Source organism: Halomonas sp. M20 (assembly GCF_020622265.1).
GTDB lineage: Bacteria > Pseudomonadota > Gammaproteobacteria > Pseudomonadales > Halomonadaceae > Modicisalibacter.
Genome location: NZ_JACNMQ010000003.1, coordinates 105,608 through 122,144, shown reverse-complemented (window position 1 = coordinate 122,144; position 16,537 = coordinate 105,608). Strand labels below are relative to the sequence as shown.

At 54.8% G+C, this 16,537-nt stretch carries 16 protein-coding genes; 9 read left to right on the top strand and 7 right to left on the bottom strand.

The features are described from left to right. Positions 1 to 115: 115 nt before the first annotated feature. The 5 genes from H7850_RS09455 to argC form a co-directional block, all read right to left on the bottom strand. Positions 116 to 877, bottom strand: coding sequence for an amino acid ABC transporter ATP-binding protein (locus H7850_RS09455; RefSeq protein ID WP_319799275.1), 762 nt, complete (start codon positions 875 to 877; stop codon positions 116 to 118). A gap of 12 nt (positions 878 to 889) precedes the next feature. Next, on the bottom strand, positions 890 to 1,561 hold the full coding sequence (locus tag H7850_RS09450) for an amino acid ABC transporter permease (RefSeq protein WP_227369288.1): 672 nt from the start codon (positions 1,559 to 1,561) through the stop codon (positions 890 to 892). A gap of 122 nt (positions 1,562 to 1,683) precedes the next feature. Beyond that, positions 1,684 to 2,451, bottom strand: coding sequence for a transporter substrate-binding domain-containing protein (locus tag H7850_RS09445; protein WP_227369287.1), 768 nt, complete (start codon positions 2,449 to 2,451; stop codon positions 1,684 to 1,686). 92 nt (positions 2,452 to 2,543) lie between these two features. Next, positions 2,544 to 2,897 (bottom strand): iron-sulfur cluster insertion protein ErpA, encoded by a 354-nt coding sequence (gene erpA, locus H7850_RS09440; protein WP_227369286.1) that lies wholly within the window; start codon positions 2,895 to 2,897, stop codon positions 2,544 to 2,546. A gap of 97 nt (positions 2,898 to 2,994) precedes the next feature. Continuing rightward, positions 2,995 to 4,029 (bottom strand): N-acetyl-gamma-glutamyl-phosphate reductase, encoded by a 1,035-nt coding sequence (argC, locus tag H7850_RS09435; protein ID WP_227369285.1) that lies wholly within the window; start codon positions 4,027 to 4,029, stop codon positions 2,995 to 2,997. A 153-nt stretch (positions 4,030 to 4,182) separates the two neighbouring features. Between argC and H7850_RS09430 the strand changes: the two genes are divergently transcribed. The 9 genes from H7850_RS09430 (at position 4,183) to H7850_RS09390 (ending at position 13,739) form a co-directional block, all read left to right on the top strand. After that, positions 4,183 to 5,931, top strand: a complete 1,749-nt coding sequence (locus tag H7850_RS09430) for a chloride channel protein (protein WP_227369284.1) — start codon at positions 4,183 to 4,185, stop codon at positions 5,929 to 5,931. 32 nt (positions 5,932 to 5,963) lie between these two features. Further along, positions 5,964 to 6,395 carry a protoporphyrinogen oxidase HemJ gene (gene hemJ / locus H7850_RS09425; protein ID WP_227369283.1) on the top strand — a complete coding sequence of 144 codons (432 nt, stop codon included), beginning with the start codon at positions 5,964 to 5,966 and terminating at the stop codon, positions 6,393 to 6,395. Then, on the top strand, positions 6,395 to 7,189 hold the full coding sequence (gene thiD / locus H7850_RS09420) for a bifunctional hydroxymethylpyrimidine kinase/phosphomethylpyrimidine kinase (protein WP_227369282.1): 795 nt from the start codon (positions 6,395 to 6,397) through the stop codon (positions 7,187 to 7,189). The genes hemJ and thiD overlap by 1 nt, the downstream gene beginning before the upstream one ends. Before the next feature lie 181 nt (positions 7,190 to 7,370). Then, the gene (gene hemL / locus H7850_RS09415; RefSeq protein ID WP_227369281.1) at positions 7,371 to 8,663 is read left to right on the top strand and encodes a glutamate-1-semialdehyde 2,1-aminomutase; all 1,293 of its coding nucleotides are present in this window, start codon (positions 7,371 to 7,373) and stop codon (positions 8,661 to 8,663) included. A 54-nt stretch (positions 8,664 to 8,717) separates the two neighbouring features. After that, positions 8,718 to 10,286, top strand: coding sequence for an AAA family ATPase (locus H7850_RS09410; protein ID WP_227369280.1), 1,569 nt, complete (start codon positions 8,718 to 8,720; stop codon positions 10,284 to 10,286). A gap of 437 nt (positions 10,287 to 10,723) precedes the next feature. After that, the gene (locus tag H7850_RS09405) at positions 10,724 to 11,770 is read left to right on the top strand and encodes a hypothetical protein (RefSeq protein ID WP_227369647.1); all 1,047 of its coding nucleotides are present in this window, start codon (positions 10,724 to 10,726) and stop codon (positions 11,768 to 11,770) included. Positions 11,771 to 11,848: 78 nt separating this feature from the next. After that, positions 11,849 to 12,253 carry a hypothetical protein gene (locus tag H7850_RS09400; RefSeq protein WP_227369279.1) on the top strand — a complete coding sequence of 135 codons (405 nt, stop codon included), beginning with the start codon at positions 11,849 to 11,851 and terminating at the stop codon, positions 12,251 to 12,253. A 95-nt stretch (positions 12,254 to 12,348) separates the two neighbouring features. Beyond that, on the top strand, positions 12,349 to 13,020 hold the full coding sequence (locus H7850_RS09395) for a C39 family peptidase (protein ID WP_227369278.1): 672 nt from the start codon (positions 12,349 to 12,351) through the stop codon (positions 13,018 to 13,020). Between the two features lie 71 nt (positions 13,021 to 13,091). Beyond that, positions 13,092 to 13,739 carry a hypothetical protein gene (locus H7850_RS09390; protein WP_227369277.1) on the top strand — a complete coding sequence of 216 codons (648 nt, stop codon included), beginning with the start codon at positions 13,092 to 13,094 and terminating at the stop codon, positions 13,737 to 13,739. Between the two features lie 70 nt (positions 13,740 to 13,809). Here H7850_RS09390 and H7850_RS09385 read toward each other — a convergent pair whose 3' ends face one another. Together H7850_RS09385 and H7850_RS09380 are read right to left on the bottom strand one after the other, a co-directional pair. Beyond that, positions 13,810 to 14,883 (bottom strand): transporter, encoded by a 1,074-nt coding sequence (locus H7850_RS09385; protein WP_227369276.1) that lies wholly within the window; start codon positions 14,881 to 14,883, stop codon positions 13,810 to 13,812. A gap of 40 nt (positions 14,884 to 14,923) precedes the next feature. After that, positions 14,924 to 16,315 (bottom strand): sigma-54 dependent transcriptional regulator, encoded by a 1,392-nt coding sequence (locus tag H7850_RS09380; RefSeq protein ID WP_227369275.1) that lies wholly within the window; start codon positions 16,313 to 16,315, stop codon positions 14,924 to 14,926. Between the last annotated feature and the right edge of the window lie 222 nt (positions 16,316 to 16,537).

The following is a 16,537-nucleotide window of genomic DNA, read 5'->3' as shown; positions in this document are numbered from 1 at the left end:
GGCAAAAAAAACGCCTGTGGGAGGTTTTTTAAACGGGAATACGTAAGAAAAGATCAAAAAAAGATCGCCCGCTCAATGAACGGACGATCTTTTGAGGTGGCAAACTAGCCTGTTGTCAGTGCTTGAGCACTCGCGAAAGGAATGATTGGGTGCGTTCTTGACGGGGGTTGTCAAGAACTTCCTGTGGTGGCCCCTCTTCGACGATCTGGCCGTCATGCACGAAGATGACTCGATCGGCGACCTCCCGGGCAAACCCCATTTCGTGGGTGACGATCATCATGGTCATGCCCTCCTTGGCCAGTTCGCGCATGGCATCGAGTACCTCGCCGATCATCTCCGGGTCCAGCGCCGATGTGGGCTCATCGAAGAGCATCAAGCGAGGTTCCATGGCCAAGGCTCGCGCCAGGGCCACACGCTGCTGCTGGCCACCGGAGAGCTGACTGGGATACTTGTCCGCCTGGTCCTGAATGCCGACGCGTTCCAGCAAGCGATGAGCCGTTTCCAGCGCCTTGTCCTTGGGCCAGCTACGTACTTTCATGGGTGCCAGTGTCACGTTGTCACGAACCGAGAGATGGGGAAACAGATTGAATTGCTGAAACACCATGCCAACCTCGGTGCGCACCGCCTGTAGCGATTTGCCGCTCTTGCCGTCGGGCAGCAGCTCGTTGCCATCGACTTCGATACGTCCGCCCTGGAACTCCTCCAGGCCATTGACGCAGCGGATCAGCGTCGACTTCCCCGAGCCACTGGCACCCACGATCACGACGACTTCGCCTGGGGCGACCTCGAGCTCGATATCCCGCATTACGTGCAACTTGCCGAAGTGCTTGTTGACCTTTTCCAGTCGCACCATGGGGGACTTTGTCCTGTCATTCATCATTCGACCTCCTCATTGTCCGACCAGGCCACGACGCTCGAGCAGGCGCAGTGCAAGGGAGAGGCTCAAGGTGATGGCCAGATACATCAGGGCGACCATGAAATAGACCTCGAGAGCGGTAAACGTCGTGGCGATATAGACCTGGCCCTGGCGCACCAGCTCGCCAACGCCGATCACCGAGAACAGTGAGGTGTCCTTGATACTGACGATGCCTTGGTTGCCCAGGGCCGGAATCATGCGGCGAAGGGCCTGGGGCCAGATGATGTAGCGAAATGCCTGAGTGCGGGACAACCCAAGGGAAAGCCCTGCCTCACGCTGGCCCTTCTCGATCGACTGGACGCCACCCCGTACGATCTCGGAAATGTAGGCGCCAGCGTTGAGGGCAATGGCGGCAATGCCCGCGGTCAGAGCGTTGATCGGGCCGCCGAGCAGCTGCGGCAGGCCATAGAAGATGAACAGCACCTGCACCAGCACCGGCGTGCCGCGAAATATTTCGATGTAAACGATCGCCGGCCAGCGCAGTAACGGGCTCCGGCTGATACGAGCAAGCCCAAACACGATGCCGATGATGAACCCGATGGCCAACCCGCCAAAGGAGATCAGCAGCGTCCAGGGAATGCCCTCGAGCAGATAGGGAATGGAGGCGATGGCCGCCTGCCAATCGAATTGGAATGTCACATCCACGTAGGGGTCTCCAGGCAAAATACCGCTTATGGCATTTGCCCTCTATGAATGGCAATACAAAAAGGCCGGGAGTATTTGTCATCCCGGCCTCGTTTCAGCAGCGAGAATGGTGTCTGCCTGACTTATTCGCTTGTGGACGGTTCACCGAACCACTTCTTGTGGATTTCGTCATAGGTGCCGTCTTCGCGCATCTCGGCCAGTGCCTTATTGGCGGGTTCCACCCATTTGCTGCCATCGGCGAAGGCAATGCCGTACTGCTGACCTTCGTAGAGCGAGCCAACGGTTTTCACCCGCCCCTTGCCTTTGGTCTGGGAGAAGTAGCCGACATTAGGCGCATCGTAGAAGACGGCATCGACACTGCCGCCCATCAACGCCATGTACATGTCGGAGCTGCCTGGGTAGGGAGTGATTTCGGCATCGTCGCCAAGATTCTTCTGCAGGTAATCGTAGCTGGTGGAGCCGATCTTGGTGCCGATACGCAAGCCTTCGAGATCGTCGAACTCTTCGACCTCCTCGTTATTGGCCGAGACTAGAATGCGCAAGCCGGAGTCATAGTAAGGGTTGGTAAAATCGACGATCTTCTCGCGCTCTTCGGTAATGGTGATACCGGCGATAGCCAGATCGATGTTACCGGTCTGTACGGCAGGAATGATGCCGTTGAAGTCCATGGTGCGCAGTTCGACATCGAAATCGGCGCGCTTGGCGACTTCGTCCAGAATATCCATGTCGAAGCCGACCATTTCGCCGCTTTCCTGATCCATCATTTCGAAAGGGACAAAACTGGGATCCGTGGCCGCCTGCAGTGTTTCCGCCGAGGCATGACCGGTGAGGCTCAGGCCCATGGCCAAGGCTGAACCCAGTGAGATTCCTTTCAACATAATGCTTTTCATGGCGTTCCCCGATTTGACGTGTTGTTAGTGTAACGCGCCTTTTACCTTGGCGAGTTACGGGGATGCCGTCAAGATGTGTTCTTACATCCTATTTACACCATGAACGAAGCACCACACCCACAGGTCGAGGTGGCATTGGGGTTCTTGATCACGAAACGTGCCCCGGCCAATCCTTCTTCATAATCTACGGTAGAGCCGATTAGATACTGATAGGACAGCGGATCGATGACCATGCTGACGTCGTCGATCTCGACTAGTGTATCGTCGTCGGCAGTCTGCTCGGCGAAATCGAACCCATACTGAAACCCTGAACAACCGCCCCCGGTGACGAATACGCGCAGCTTGAGGGCCGCATTTTCTTCTTCGCTGGCAAGGGCGCGTAAACGGCGTACGGCGGCATCAGTGAGCAGCAACGGCGTGGGAGCAAAAGATGCAACACCACTCATATAAAAGCCTCCGATAAATTGAATGTGCAATCAGCGTCATTATCCCTAAACCCTAGTAAAAGGGTCAACTTTGCTCGGGAACGGATACAGCAAGAATCTAGGGCAATAGCGCCGGCGCCTGCATGCCGGTCATCTCGTCGAAACCGAACATCAGATTGAGATTCTGCAAGGCTTGCCCTGAAGCGCCCTTGACCAGATTGTCGATCACCGACAGCACCACCACTGTATCGCCATCCTCTGGGCGGTGAACTGCCAGGCGACAAAGGTTGGCACCCTTCACGCTGCGGGTTTCGGGATGGCTACCGGCAGGCATGACATCCACTGCCGGCTCGTCGGCGAAGCGTTTCTCGAACAACGCCTGAAGATCGTTTGTATTACCGGTCAGACGACCATAAAGCGTGGCGTGGATGCCCCGAATCATGGGGGTGAGATGCGGAACGAAGGTCAACCCGATCGAACCACCCGCAGCGCGTACCAAGCCCTGACGTATTTCCGGGAGATGCCGGTGACCCGAGGCTCCGTAGGCCTTCATCGACTCGCTGGCTTCCGCCAATAACGAGGGCACCTTGGCACCGCGTCCCGCGCCGGTAACACCGGATTTGCAATCCGCGATCATGTGCTCGACATCGATCAGATCGTTTTCGAGCAGTGGCAACAGGCCCAGCTGCACGGCGGTGGGATAGCAGCCGGGAACGGCGATCAGACGCGCCTGGCGAATCGCCTCGCGATTGACCTCTGGCAGCCCGTAAACCGCTTCGTCGAGTAGTGCCGGTGCGCCGTGAGGCTGGCCGTACCAGCGTGACCATTCGTCTGCATCCGCGAGACGAAAATCCGCCGACAGATCGATGACCCGGGTGCCGTGTTCGAGCAGCTCGCCGGCCAGGGCATGGGCAACGCCGTGGGGCGTGGCAAAGAATACTGCGTCGCAAACTCCCAGGCGTTCGACATCCGGGGCACTGAACGCCAGATGATCATAATGGCCGCGTAGATTGGGATAGAGTTCGCTGACACCCATTCCCTCCTCCGAGCGAGAAGTGATGACATCGACGTTCACTTCTGGGTGCTGTGCCAGCAGACGCAGGAGTTCGACGCCCGTATACCCGGTGCCGCCGACGATACCGACCTTGATCACGATGAGCTTCCTATTTGTTGAAGGCTTTGAAGCAGCGCGATTGCCATTGAGACGCTGCACGTTGAATATGATACATAGAGTCTAGACATTCCGAACAGGTTCTGCTCGTCGTGTAAATACGCCGTGTTGCCGTACCGGTACAAGGACATTCACTTGCCCCGTTTCTCTTTCTCCAGGTTTAGTCTTGAAACATTTCGTCGACGTCTGGCCAGCGTCGACGCGCTTCCGCAGCTGTGTGTACTGGGCGTGGTTTCAGGATTGACCACGGGCGTATTGATGGTGTTGTTTCGTCTACTGCTGAGTCTTGGGGGCCTGGCCTTCATGCCGAATGGCGACTACGAAGCCTTCGGGGCTTTACCCGCGCTGGAACGTAGCGCCTTGCCCTTGCTGGCCGTTGCGCTGATCGGTCTCTGGATGTGGCGCCAGCCACCGGCGGCGCGAAAGATAGGGGTGGGTCATGTCATTGAACGCCTGACCTATCATCAAGGCAACTTTCCCCTGCGTAACTGGCTGACGCAATGGTGGGTCGGCCTGATTTCGGTGCTCGGTGGGCTATCGGCGGGTCGTGAAGGGCCCGCCATTCACCTGGGAGCGGCAGCGGCCTGTGGCATCGGGCAGCGACTGCGCTTGCCGCACAATAGCATGCGCGTGCTAGTCGCTTGTGGCACTGCAGCGGGTATCGCCGCCTCCTTCAACACACCGATTGCCGGTGTCATTTTCGCCATGGAAGTAGTGGTGATGGAGTACACCATCATCGGTTTCATCCCGGTGATTTTGGCTTCGAGCATGGGGGCCGTGGTAGCGCAGTTGGTATATGGCCCGGATCCTGCTTTCAACATTCCTAGCTTGCACCTTCAATCGCTGATCGATCTGCCTTGGATCGTGACAAGTGGACTGATTATAGGTTTGCTGGCGGGGCTGTTCGTACGTGTGGCTCATGGCGGAGAGCGGTTGCAGTTCATTCCCAAGTGGCTGCGTTTCCTTCTGGTCGGTCTACTTGTTGGAGGCGTCGCCTGGTGGTACCCCCAGGTGCAAGGTATGGGGTACGACACTCTGGAATTGACATTGACAACGACGCTGCCCATCGACGTACTGATAGCAGTAGCCATCGGTAAACTGCTGCTGACGGCAATAACCGTGGCCTGCGGTATTCCGGTCAGTATCATCGGGCCAGTACTGGTTGTTGGCGCGGCTATCGGCGCACTGTGTGGCATGGTCGGCGCTGTGTTAATACCGACGCTCGCTTCCGAACCCGGTCTGTACGCCATGCTGGGCATGGCGGCGATGATGGGCGCGGTGCTACAGGCACCACTGGCGGCGCTGATGGCGCTGCTCGAGTTGACCCACAATCCCAATATCCTCCTGCCGGGCATGCTCAGCGTGGTGGTAGCCGCGCTCACCGCTCGACAGTTATGTCGCTGTCGGGGATTCTTCATGGCCCAGACACTCAATGGCATGCATCTATTGCAACACCCTTTGCGCCAGGCTTTGTCCCGGGTGGCAGTCCCTGCGGCAATGGAGCCTCGGGTGCAGAAAACCAAACGTAAGATCACTCGTGATCAAGCCCAGGCTCTGCTGGATGCCAAGCCGATCTGGCTGATAGTCACTCGCTCCGATGAGGAAAAAACCCCCTTTGCCATGAAAGCCGCGGATCTGGCCAATGTCATGCTGGACGAAGAACACGCAGAACAGGATGGTTTCGATCTACTCGATATACCCGGCCAACGTCTCGATCTTGCACCCATCCATCGGCAGGCAACCCTGAATGAAGCCTTCGAACGATTGAATGAGTATGGGGTGGATGCGCTCTACGTCCAGCATATTACGGCGCCAACGATACAGCATATTTCCGGTATCATTACTCGGGACACCATCGAAAGTTACTATCGTTACAAGTCATGAGCACGACGCTGTGAGTCGATACAAGGAGTGGCATGTACCTGTGGGTAAAAGCATTTCATCTAATGGCAGTAGTGACCTGGTTTGCCGCCATGTTCTATCTGCCGCGCCTGTTCGTCTATCACGCCATGGCCCGGGACAAGGGTGACACCCAGGCCATCGATTACTTCAAGGTCATGGAGCGCAAGCTGTATCGCGGCATCATGACGCCTTCGATGATTGCGGTCATTCTTCTTGGGGCCTGGCTATTGTGGCTGGTGCCTGCTCATCTCAGCGCCGGCTGGATGCATGTCAAACTCCTGTTGGTGGTATTGCTGGTGGTTTATCACCACCTGTGTCTGATTTACATGAAACGCCTGACCAGCGCGACTTGTCGCAAGAGCGAGAAGTTTTTCCGCTTTTTCAATGAGGCTCCGGTGCTTGCGCTGATCGCGATCGTCATTCTGGCGATAGTGAAGCCCTTTTGATGGCCGGTGAGAAGCTTCCCGTGGTGCTGGTAATGGCGGGTCACGATCCGACCGGGGGTGCTGGTCTGATCGCCGATAGCGAAGCCATTGCTGCCAATGGCGCCTGGGCAGTGACGGTACCCACTGCTCTCACGGTACAGACGACCCATAATGTATTACAGGTCATGCCCTGTAGCGTCGATGCTGTTCGGGACATGACCTGGGCTCTGCTCGATGAATTCGAGATAGCGGCGATCAAGCTTGGGCTGGTCGCGGATGTTGCACTTCTCGAGGTGATCGAGGATATCCTGCGTGCCCGCCCCGGGGTTCCGCTGGTGGTGGATCCAGTATTCAAGGCAGGCGGCGGCGCCGAGTTATCCACAGGCACCTTGATTGACGAGTTTCGCCGACGTTTGCTGCCCCTGGTGGATATCCTGACTCCGAATCGACAGGAGTTGGCACGTTTGGCGCCGGGATCGGGTCTGGATGATGTCGAGCGGGTGGTCTCTTTGATGACCCTGGGTTGCCAGGCAGTGCTGGTTACCGGGACGGACAATCCGCCTGCAGGAGCCCCAGCCGACGAGGTGGTGCATACCCTGCATACTCCGGAGACCAGTCGCCAGTGGCGCTGGCCCCGGTTGTCGGGGCACTATCATGGCTCTGGCTGCACCTTGGCAGCGGCGCTGGCGGCGCGTTTGGCGGTTGGCGAGCGGTTGGTAAACGCTTGCGAACAAGCCCAGCGCTTTACCTGGGAAAGCCTGACTCGTGGCTGGCAACCGGGGGATGGCCAGATGTTGCCCCGTCGGCGTAAATGAGTTGAATTGCATGGGGTCGTTGACCTGTCGATGCTAACCTTCGAACATTGATGCAAAAGTTAGTATGTGCGTTTTGAACGCACAGGATAGTGCATGGTAATCGATAAGTTACCCACAGCTCGTACTCAGCGTTTATCCAATCTATCCAACGTATTATCCACAATTTGCCAAGAGGCGTTACATGACAACTTCTGCTCAGCTCTTCGAACAGGCCTGCCGTCGTATTCCGGGAGGCGTCAATTCACCGGTGCGCGCCTTCAAAGGCATGGATCGTCCGCCAGTATTCATCGAGCGCGCTCAGGGTGCTTATCTGTTTGATGTCGAAGGCAAGCGCTATGTCGACTACGTGGGTTCCTGGGGCCCGATGATCACCGGCCATGCGGATCCGGATGTTCTGAGTGCGGTGCGCGAACGACTGGATTCGGGTCTATCCTTCGGCACGCCGACGGCCATCGAAACCACCATGGCGGATCTGATCTGCGAGATCATTCCCTCGATGGAAATGGTACGCATGGTCAACTCCGGCACGGAAGCGACCATGTCCGCCATTCGCCTGGCGCGCGGCTTCACCGGCCGAGACAAGATCGTCAAATTCGAAGGCAATTACCACGGTCATTCCGATTCGCTACTGGTCAAGGCTGGCTCCGGCGCACTGACCCACGGCGAACCAAGCTCCCCGGGTGTGCCCGCGGCACTTGCCGAGCACACCATCACCCTGTCCTACAATGATAGCGACGCGGTGCAGGAGTGTTTTCACGAGATCGGGGATCAGATCGCCTGCATCATCGTCGAGCCGGTGGCAGGCAACATGAACTGCATTCCTGCCCATCCGGAATTTCTCGAAACCTTGCGTTCAGTTTGCGACCGCCATCAGAGCGTGCTCATTTTCGATGAGGTGATGACCGGTTTTCGTGTCGCCCTTGGTGGCGCCCAAGCCCATTACGGTGTGATTCCGGATCTGACCTGTCTGGGCAAGATCGTCGGCGGTGGCATGCCGGTGGGTGCCTTTGGCGGCAAGCGCGAGATCATGGAGCATATTTCGCCTCTGGGCGCGGTGTATCAAGCGGGTACCTTGGCCGGCAACCCTCTGGCCATGGCGGCGGGTGTCACCTTGTTGAACAAGATTCGTCAACCCGGATTTCACGAGGCGCTGACCCAGCGCGTCACGACCCTATGCGATGGCCTCAAGGCGCGTGCTCATGCGGCAGGTGTGGAAATGCTTTCACAAGGGGCCGGGGGGATGTTCGGACTGTTTTTCACCGGACAATCACGGGTCGACAACTTCGTACAGACCACCGCCTGCGACATGAATGCCTTTCGTAAGTTTTTTACAGGCATGCTCGACGAGGGAGTCTACCTTGCACCCTCCGCTTATGAAGCGGGCTTCATGTCCAGTGCGCATACGCCTGAGGATATTCAACATACCCTCGATGCCTCGGAACGTGTGTTCACCAAGTTGACGAGCAAGGCGTAATCCTGCATAAACAATTGAGTTGTAAGCGGATTCGAACATCGCCGGGAGAGAACTGTGAGTCAGGCCCTGATCAATGCACTCTACGATGCTGACTGCTACGACCATCCGGTAGCGTCCATCGAAATTCTCGAGACGCATATTTCCTGGATCGTTCTGACCGGCGAGTTTGCCTACAAGCTCAAGAAGCCGCTGGCATTTGGCAGCTTTCTGGACTTTTCCAGCCTGGACAAGCGCCAGCATTTCTGTGAACAGGAAGTGCGTCTCAATCGGCGCCTGGCACCGTCGTTGTACCTCGAGGCGGTGCCGATTTCCGGCACTCCCGAATCGCCCCGCGTCAACGATGCCTCGGCACCCTTCGAGTATGCGGTGAAGATGCGTCAATTCAGCAACCGACACCTGTTCAGCACCTTGCAAGCAAGCGGTGAACTTTCCCTAGAGCTACTCGACGATTTGATCGATCAGTTGGTCGTTTTCCACGAGCAGGCAGAGTGCGTTCCGCAACAAAGCGAATTCGGTACGCCTGCGTCTCTCACGCGTATTCTCGAGCGGGAATTCGCATTGATCGCGCCGTGTCTGGAGGATGAACAGGATCGTCAGCGTCTGGCGTTTTTACACACCTGGAGCCAGGAAGCCCTCGAGCGTCTTGCCGATGAGATTCAACATCGCCGGCAAGAAGGCCATGTGCGTGAGACCCATGGCGATGTGCACCTGGGCAATGCCGTACAACATCAAGGGCGCGCTCTGATGTTTGATGGCATCGAGTTCAACGATGAACTGCGTTGGAACGACGTGGGTGGCGATCTCGCCTTTTTGCTCATGGATCTTGAAGCGCGAGGCGAAGAAAGTTTCGCTCATCATGCTCTCAATCGCTATCTCGAACTCTCTGGAGATCATGGCTTAACTCGGTTATTGCCCTTCTACAAATTCTATCGTGCCTTGGTACGTGCCAAGGTGGCGATACTGCGCTATCACCAACCTGAACTGCATCCTTCCGATCGACCTGCCATCATGGCTTCCTATCGGCAGTATATCGAACTGGCGGCTCGCTATGCCGAGTTCGATTTCCCCTATCTGCTGATTGGTGTTGGCGTCTCCGGTAGTGGCAAGAGTCGCTTCACCGCAGAAGTGGTGCGTCGGCTGGGTAATGTGCGCTTGCGCTCGGATGTAGAGCGTAAACGGTTATTCGGTTTCGAGCCTGAGGCGGATACTGACAAGCAGGACGTGGACATCTATACCGCCGAGGCCACCGATCGAACTTATGCACAGCTGGCGCGTTTGACGGGTGTACTGCTCGAGGCCGGGCGTCCGGTATGCATCGATGCCACCTGTCTAAAGCGGGAACAGCGCGAACTGTTACGTCACCAGGCGGAAGGCCGTGGGCTTCCGGTACTGTTGATCAGTTTCGAGGCGGACAAGGCAACGCTTGAGCGGCGTATCGAAAAGCGTGCCCGACGCGGAGGGGATCCTTCCGAAGCGGGCCAAGCGGTACTCGAACGCCAACTCACCGAGTTCGAACCTTTCGGTGACGACGAACGACGGCATCTGATTCATCTGGATACTACTGCCAAAGACGCCAATCTGAGATTGGTGGAACTGATACAGGAGCATCTCCGGCTAGAGTGATGGTGTGAAGAAGCATTGACTTGTCTCAACTTGGAAATCCCCTGTAATTCTCCAGAATTTCATCGGTACCTCTTTGGAGATTCAAGGTAGTAACAAAAGTATTTCACTTTAGTACATCGGCATATTAATTGTTCTACATGCAGAAAAATGCCTCAAACATCTTTTTTAAGAAAAAGTGTAAGTTTCACGAAACAAATATCTCACGCCTTTTCTCCCTCTTCCCTTCTTCTTTCTACGTAATGCTCGTTTCGTTCTTTGTTAGGTTTTAAATACTCCTATTTTTCAATAACTTATTGTTTGTAACATTTTGTTGGCATAGATAATGCTGGTCTCTTGATGATCGCGAGTAAAACCCTAGGAATCACGATACATCTCGAGTATCGGCTCGGATCAATGGAACACAACAGTCGTGCATGACAAATCCGTGGAGAAACATCATGAATAAGTACGTAATAAGTGGATTCTCGGTATTAGCCTTGGCGCTAGCCGTATCTACCGCCAACGCGGATGCCACCGCCACCGGGGGCAACAGTGGTTATTCCACCGGCGGTAACGGTGGTTATGGGGGTGATGGTTACGGCAAGGGGTATGGCAAAGGGTATAGCGACGCCTACTCCAAGACCTATGGACGTGCCGATGATCATAGCGATCGTAACGACTTCTACAGCGAAGCCACTTCGGGTGATGCTGAGGGGCGCGGCACCGGCAATGGCATGGGCGGTTACGGCGGCAGGGGTGGTTACGGCGGTAGCACCGGCAATGGTGGTGACGCCTGGGCCATGAGTAATTCCCATAATTCCACCGTGAGTGTTGTTGCTCACCAGCAGCTGAACTCTAGCGTGTCGGGTGCCAGCGTCTATGTCTATGCCGGTGCTGGCGCTAAAGGCGGTAACGGTGCCTCCGGCGGCAGTGCGAATGCTGCTTCTTTGGGCGTGGGATATGGCGGCAATGGTGGCAATGGTGAGGGTGGCGATGGTGGCGACTCCTATGCCTATGGCGGTAATGGCGGTGATGGAGGCTATGGAGGCGATGGTGGCTATGGCGGTAATGGTGGCTATGGCGGTGATGGTGGTTATGGTGAAGGAGGCAACTCTAAGAGGTATGGCGGTGACGCTGGCTATGGCGAGGGCGGTGATGGCGGTGATGGTGGCTATGGTGGTGATGGTGGCTATGGCGGTGACGGCGGCTATGGGGGTGACGGTGGCTATGCCGAATCCGGTGATGGCGGCTACTCCTACGGCGAGGGTGGTGATGGTGGTGCGGGCAATGGTGTCGGTGGCAATGCAACGGCCAATGCCGGCAATGGCGGGGACGGTGCGGACGGCGGCGATGGTGCCGGCGGTACGCTCTATACCGGCCAAGCCAACATGTCGGTGGGCGCCTTCGGTGGCGTTGCCAACATGAACCTGTCAACCGGTCTCTATAACTCGCAATTGGCAGCGACCAACATCGCCGCCCACAGCGGGTTGACTATCGGTAACTAACCTGACCGGTCATTCTAACCGGAGCCGGCGAACACAGCGTTCGCCGGCACTTTCGGGCATGTTTAGGAGTACATCGCCATGGCCGTATCTACTGGATTGCAGCACCGAATGTGGCGTCTTGTCCTCGTCGTGACGTGGGCGCTTCCTATGCTTTTCGCGCTGGAAAGGGCCGTCGCCGAAACCGACGATAACTCCTCGCTGCGTGCCAGCCCCTTCAACACACTGGATGGACTCGGTAGCGACGAGTTGGCGCAATTGCGCGGACGCGAAAACATCAATCTCATCAACGTGCAAAGCTTGCAGGATCTAAAGGCAACCGCTAGCGGCAACTCGGTCAATGCGGGAAGCGTGATATCGGGCCCCATCACCATCGAATCCCATGCCCTGGACAGCTTCGATGGTGTAGGACTCTTCAATATCATGACGGGGCATAACAATGCCGTCACCAGTGCCGTAGGCATCAGTATCTATCTCGCGGAATAGCATTGCGATAGATGACGCTACGTTTGCCGAGCATGGTGTTCGTGCTAGAAGAGGCGATTATGCGACAACCTTCTATTTCGTTCATGGCGGTTCTCATGATGTTTGTCTGGGCGATGGAGCCTGACGATGCCCAGGCAGGAGCAGTCTCGGTCGCCGGACCCTTCGGTAGCTTCAATGTCGAAGCCAAGAGTCTCAAGGAAATGCGCTGGGACAACGTCATCAGGCAGCAATATGACTTCAGCTGTGGTTCGGCGGCGGTGGCGACACTGCTGACCTATCACTATGGCCAAGAGACCACGGAAGTCGAGGTGTTCAAGACCATGTATCAGGAAGGCGAGAAAGACAAGATCCAGGCCCAGGGGTTCTCCATGCTGGATATGAAGCGCTATCTGGATTATCGAGGATTGAATGCCGATGGCTTCAGGATCGCACTGGATGACTTCATCAAGATAGGCGTGCCCGCCATCACCTTGATCAATACCCAAGGCTACAAGCATTTTGTGGTCATCAAAGGCACCGACGAGGATGAGATCTTGGTCGGCGATCCGGCGGTAGGTACCGTCGTCGTCGAAAAAGCCCGCTTCGAGGCGATGTGGAATGGGGTGGTACTGGGTGCTCGTGCGGACGTTGAGTTGGCCAGGCAAAATTTCAACAGTGAGCAGGATTGGCGTGTTCGGCCCGATTCTCCGCTGAAGCAAGGCATTAGTCGGGCGGGGGTAAGTACCATGTTGTTGACGTTACCTGCCACCAACGAATTGACGAAATAATTCTATTACGGAGCAAGGTCATGAACATAACAAGAAGATGTTCTGGACCGATCGTCTGCGGAGCCTTCGTGATGGCAGGGTTCTTTGCATCGAGTTCATTGGGCGCAGTGGCCGATTTGGGCTTGGGGGATAACCAAGGGAATCGCCTGCTTTATGAAGCCGCCAGCCCGGTCGTGGCCAGACCTGCCATGACCAGGATAGTCGGTCCGCTCTTTGCCGACGCTGAAATCATCGAAGAGACCGCGTTGGAGGATCTGCGCGGCGGTTTCACCGCTGGGGGGATCGATATGAGTTTCGGCGCGACGCTTCGCACGATGATCGATGATATCCGTTTGGAAACCGTGATGAACATCACCCGCGCCGGAGAGAATATCGTTTCGCAGACTCTCGAAAACACTAGACACCTTCGTGGAGCGACCGATCGGCGAGAGATCACCCAGGTGGGCCCCGCCACCGGCAAGTCTATCATCGAGACAACCCCTGAGAGCGTCAGTGTGCCAGGGTTGAAGAATCTATCCGGATGGGTGGTGCAGGACCCCAAGGGTTTCTCCGCGGCACTGCATAACCTTACCCAGGACGCGATAATGAGTGCAGTCATCAGTAACGCCTCGGGGCGTGATATCCGCCAGCAGCTTGATATCCGACTGGATGTCCACAACATGGACGCCCTTCGCGCAGCTCAGGTGCGCTCAAGGATTGTCAATTCCCTGAACTATTAGCCCCACCTAGATAACGGAGAGTCGCTGTCGGCGATCTCTCCGCTCGGCCCCCCTTCCATTCCGTTATCGGTTAAAAAGCGTTCATACCGAACGGAACACGGAGTGTCAGCAAGGTATCCGGAGCGTCCTCCGTTACTCCGAGTTCCAGAGCGAGATTGAGGGCAGTGTCCCGATTGACCTGATAGGACCAGCCCAACAGCAAGGCGCCCACGTTGAGAGTACTGGACTCCTGGCGTGAAGACGCCCCGGTAGTGACATCGAGAAGCTCGGTTTCCGTCTCGTCGATGAAATCGTTCTTGAAACCCAGGGTAAAAGCGGCCCTTTCATTGATCGAATAGGCCATGCCAAAACTTAAACGGAGTGCGTCGCCAGGATCGACTTCGCCAACATCGACAGGACCGACACGTTCATCGACATCATCCTTCAGGTTGAATAGATAGCCTACGTTGGCAAAGAATACCGCCGGCTCGGAAGGATAAAGTATGGTCAGACTCGGCTCGATGGAGTGAAATCCCGATCCCGTCGCCAGCTCCTGTTCGATACCGTCGGCATCCCGCGAGACATCGAAGGGTCCTTCACCGGTCACTGTCTTGTAGCGCAAATTGCCGATGAAATAAGGCCAGCCATCGCGTCCATCATTGATCTGATAGTGAGTCGCCAGCTCGATGTCTCCTAGCCCATCACTGGAAATACCACGAACAATATTGGTGCCTTCACCGTCGGCAACTGCCGCATTGAGGGTGTCGTCCCGATAGACATAAGGGACCTTCATCTCGAACTCGAGACGATCGGTGATACCCAGCCGGCCAGTCACCGACGCGGTCCAGGTATCACGATCCGCATCCTCGATATCGAAGACTCCAATCAGCAAGGTGCTGAGAATCTCGATGCCACGGAACGTCACTCGATTCACGCTGGAATGGGAATATTGCAACGCTGGTTCCAGAACCAGCCGGCCTTTGGGTGTCAGTACACCGCCTATGTCCGAGGGCACCCCGCGTACTTCCGGCGGTGTGGTGGGTGTTGCCGGCGGTGCTTGCCCTACTGGTGCCTGCTGACTGGTTTCCTGTTGCGCCAAGACGGTGTCAGTAACCAATGTTGTTGTAATAATGAAGATAGCGGTTCTTAGGCGAATTTTTTTCATGTTCTTCGATCCTTATACTATCGCTTAAATTGTAAGGCTATTATTTTGCGACACTCATAGGCTGAATTAACTCTTTATTACAACTGCGATGGTGGATACCATGCTTGTCGATCAAGCGGTAAAGCGTTACTCGAGAAACACCAAGATCTTTAGCAGTAAGCTGAATATTACTCTTGTTACGTGCCAACGCCGCCTGTATTACATCGTGTTCTGCAATATTACGAGCTTTTTCAAGAGACAACGAATGGCGAAAATAGTGGCGTCGTTCCAAACCAAGATCGATGGGCCTGATCAATCGGTTTTCGCAAAGTATCATGGCACGGCGAATACGATTGATAAGCTCACGTATATTGCCCGGCCAGTGATATTGTCTTAGCAAGATGAGTGCATTGTGACTGAAGGCTCGAACTGTCATTGATTTCCTGTCCAGGAACTTGTCGAAGAAATAGTTTGCCAGTAACTCGATATCATCGACTCGTTCGCGTAGAGGCGGCATGTCGATTCGGATGACATTGAGGCGATGATATAAATCCTCTCGAAAATTCCCATTCTTTACAGCATTTTCAAGATTGCTATGTGTTGCACAAAGTATACGAACATTGACAGATACCTCATCAAGGCTACCAATACGCTGAACCTTCTTATCCTCAATAAAGCGTAAAAGGTTGACCTGTATTTCAGTGGGTAGGTCACCTATTTCATCTAGAAATAGAGTCCCTTCCGCCGCAGCTTCGATACGCCCCATTTTTCGATGCCCGGCACCTGTGAAAGCACCCTTCTCATAGCCGAAGAGCTCCGATTGAACTAAATTACTCGGAATGGCTCCGCAATTGACGGCGACGAATGGATTCTTGGCTCGTGTAGATCTCTCATGGATAGCGCGAGCTGCCAATTCTTTGCCTGTACCGGATTCCCCGCTGATGTAGATAGATGCATCGACATCGGCCACTTTATCGATAATTCTATAAAGCTTATTGATGGTTGGCGAAGACCCGATAATTTCATGATCATGATGTTTTTTATTGCATGTGTCGTCAAACGTATTTCTTGCACCTAGGCATACCATGCTAAGCGCATGCTTAAGAAGAAAGTCGAGTTGTTGTTGCTCAATGGGCAAGACATGATAAGCGAAGAAAAGGTTTTCTAATAGTCGACTCAGGATAGTGTTTTCATGAGGTTCCTGATCGATCAATGCGATCCACTTTCTATGATCACCCGCGATGATATTCTCGATATCAATGGTTTTAGGAAGGTTTTCTAACGAAAAATAAAGCAGGCCAACAGCAGGAAGAGTGTATTTTGCAAGCGCTAAAACCTGGTGTAAATCGTCCACATGATGAACCACCCAGCCACAAGCCCTCATTTCATGAGATATCCTTCTAGCATCAAGTGGTGGTCTATCAACAATCAGTAGAGCTTTAGATGTATCCATTGATGACCTCACTGAATAGATTGATTTTTATTTTTTATATGTTGATTGGTTTCTTATGCTGTATTTTTTATGTTCTATTTTTTGTTTGCATCAATCTTGCATACTTATATCCAGAATTTTTTATCAAAACTGATCAGCCTGTTTGTGCTAGAAACAGGATTCTTGATGGTTATTTATTATCACAAGATTGTTCTTTTTCTCTAAACTGTAAAGCTGGAACTG

Bases quoted from the DNA above. Each gene is read 5' to 3' on its own strand.
- H7850_RS09455 (WP_319799275.1), bottom strand. From the start codon at position 877: ATGAATGACAGGACAAAGTCCCCCATGGTGCGACTGGAAAAGGTCAAC.
- H7850_RS09445 (WP_227369287.1), bottom strand. From the start codon at position 2,451: ATGAAAAGCATTATGTTGAAAGGAATCTCACTGGGTTCAGCCTTGGCC.
- erpA (WP_227369286.1), bottom strand. From the start codon at position 2,897: ATGAGTGGTGTTGCATCTTTTGCTCCCACGCCGTTGCTGCTCACTGAT.
- hemJ (WP_227369283.1), top strand. From the start codon at position 5,964: ATGTACCTGTGGGTAAAAGCATTTCATCTAATGGCAGTAGTGACCTGG.
- thiD (WP_227369282.1), top strand. From the start codon at position 6,395: ATGGCCGGTGAGAAGCTTCCCGTGGTGCTGGTAATGGCGGGTCACGAT.
- hemL (WP_227369281.1), top strand. From the start codon at position 7,371: ATGACAACTTCTGCTCAGCTCTTCGAACAGGCCTGCCGTCGTATTCCG.
- H7850_RS09405 (WP_227369647.1), top strand. From the start codon at position 10,724: ATGAATAAGTACGTAATAAGTGGATTCTCGGTATTAGCCTTGGCGCTA.
- H7850_RS09400 (WP_227369279.1), top strand. From the start codon at position 11,849: ATGGCCGTATCTACTGGATTGCAGCACCGAATGTGGCGTCTTGTCCTC.
- H7850_RS09395 (WP_227369278.1), top strand. From the start codon at position 12,349: ATGATGTTTGTCTGGGCGATGGAGCCTGACGATGCCCAGGCAGGAGCA.
- H7850_RS09390 (WP_227369277.1), top strand. From the start codon at position 13,092: ATGGCAGGGTTCTTTGCATCGAGTTCATTGGGCGCAGTGGCCGATTTG.
- H7850_RS09385 (WP_227369276.1), bottom strand. From the start codon at position 14,883: ATGAAAAAAATTCGCCTAAGAACCGCTATCTTCATTATTACAACAACA.
- H7850_RS09380 (WP_227369275.1), bottom strand. From the start codon at position 16,315: ATGGATACATCTAAAGCTCTACTGATTGTTGATAGACCACCACTTGAT.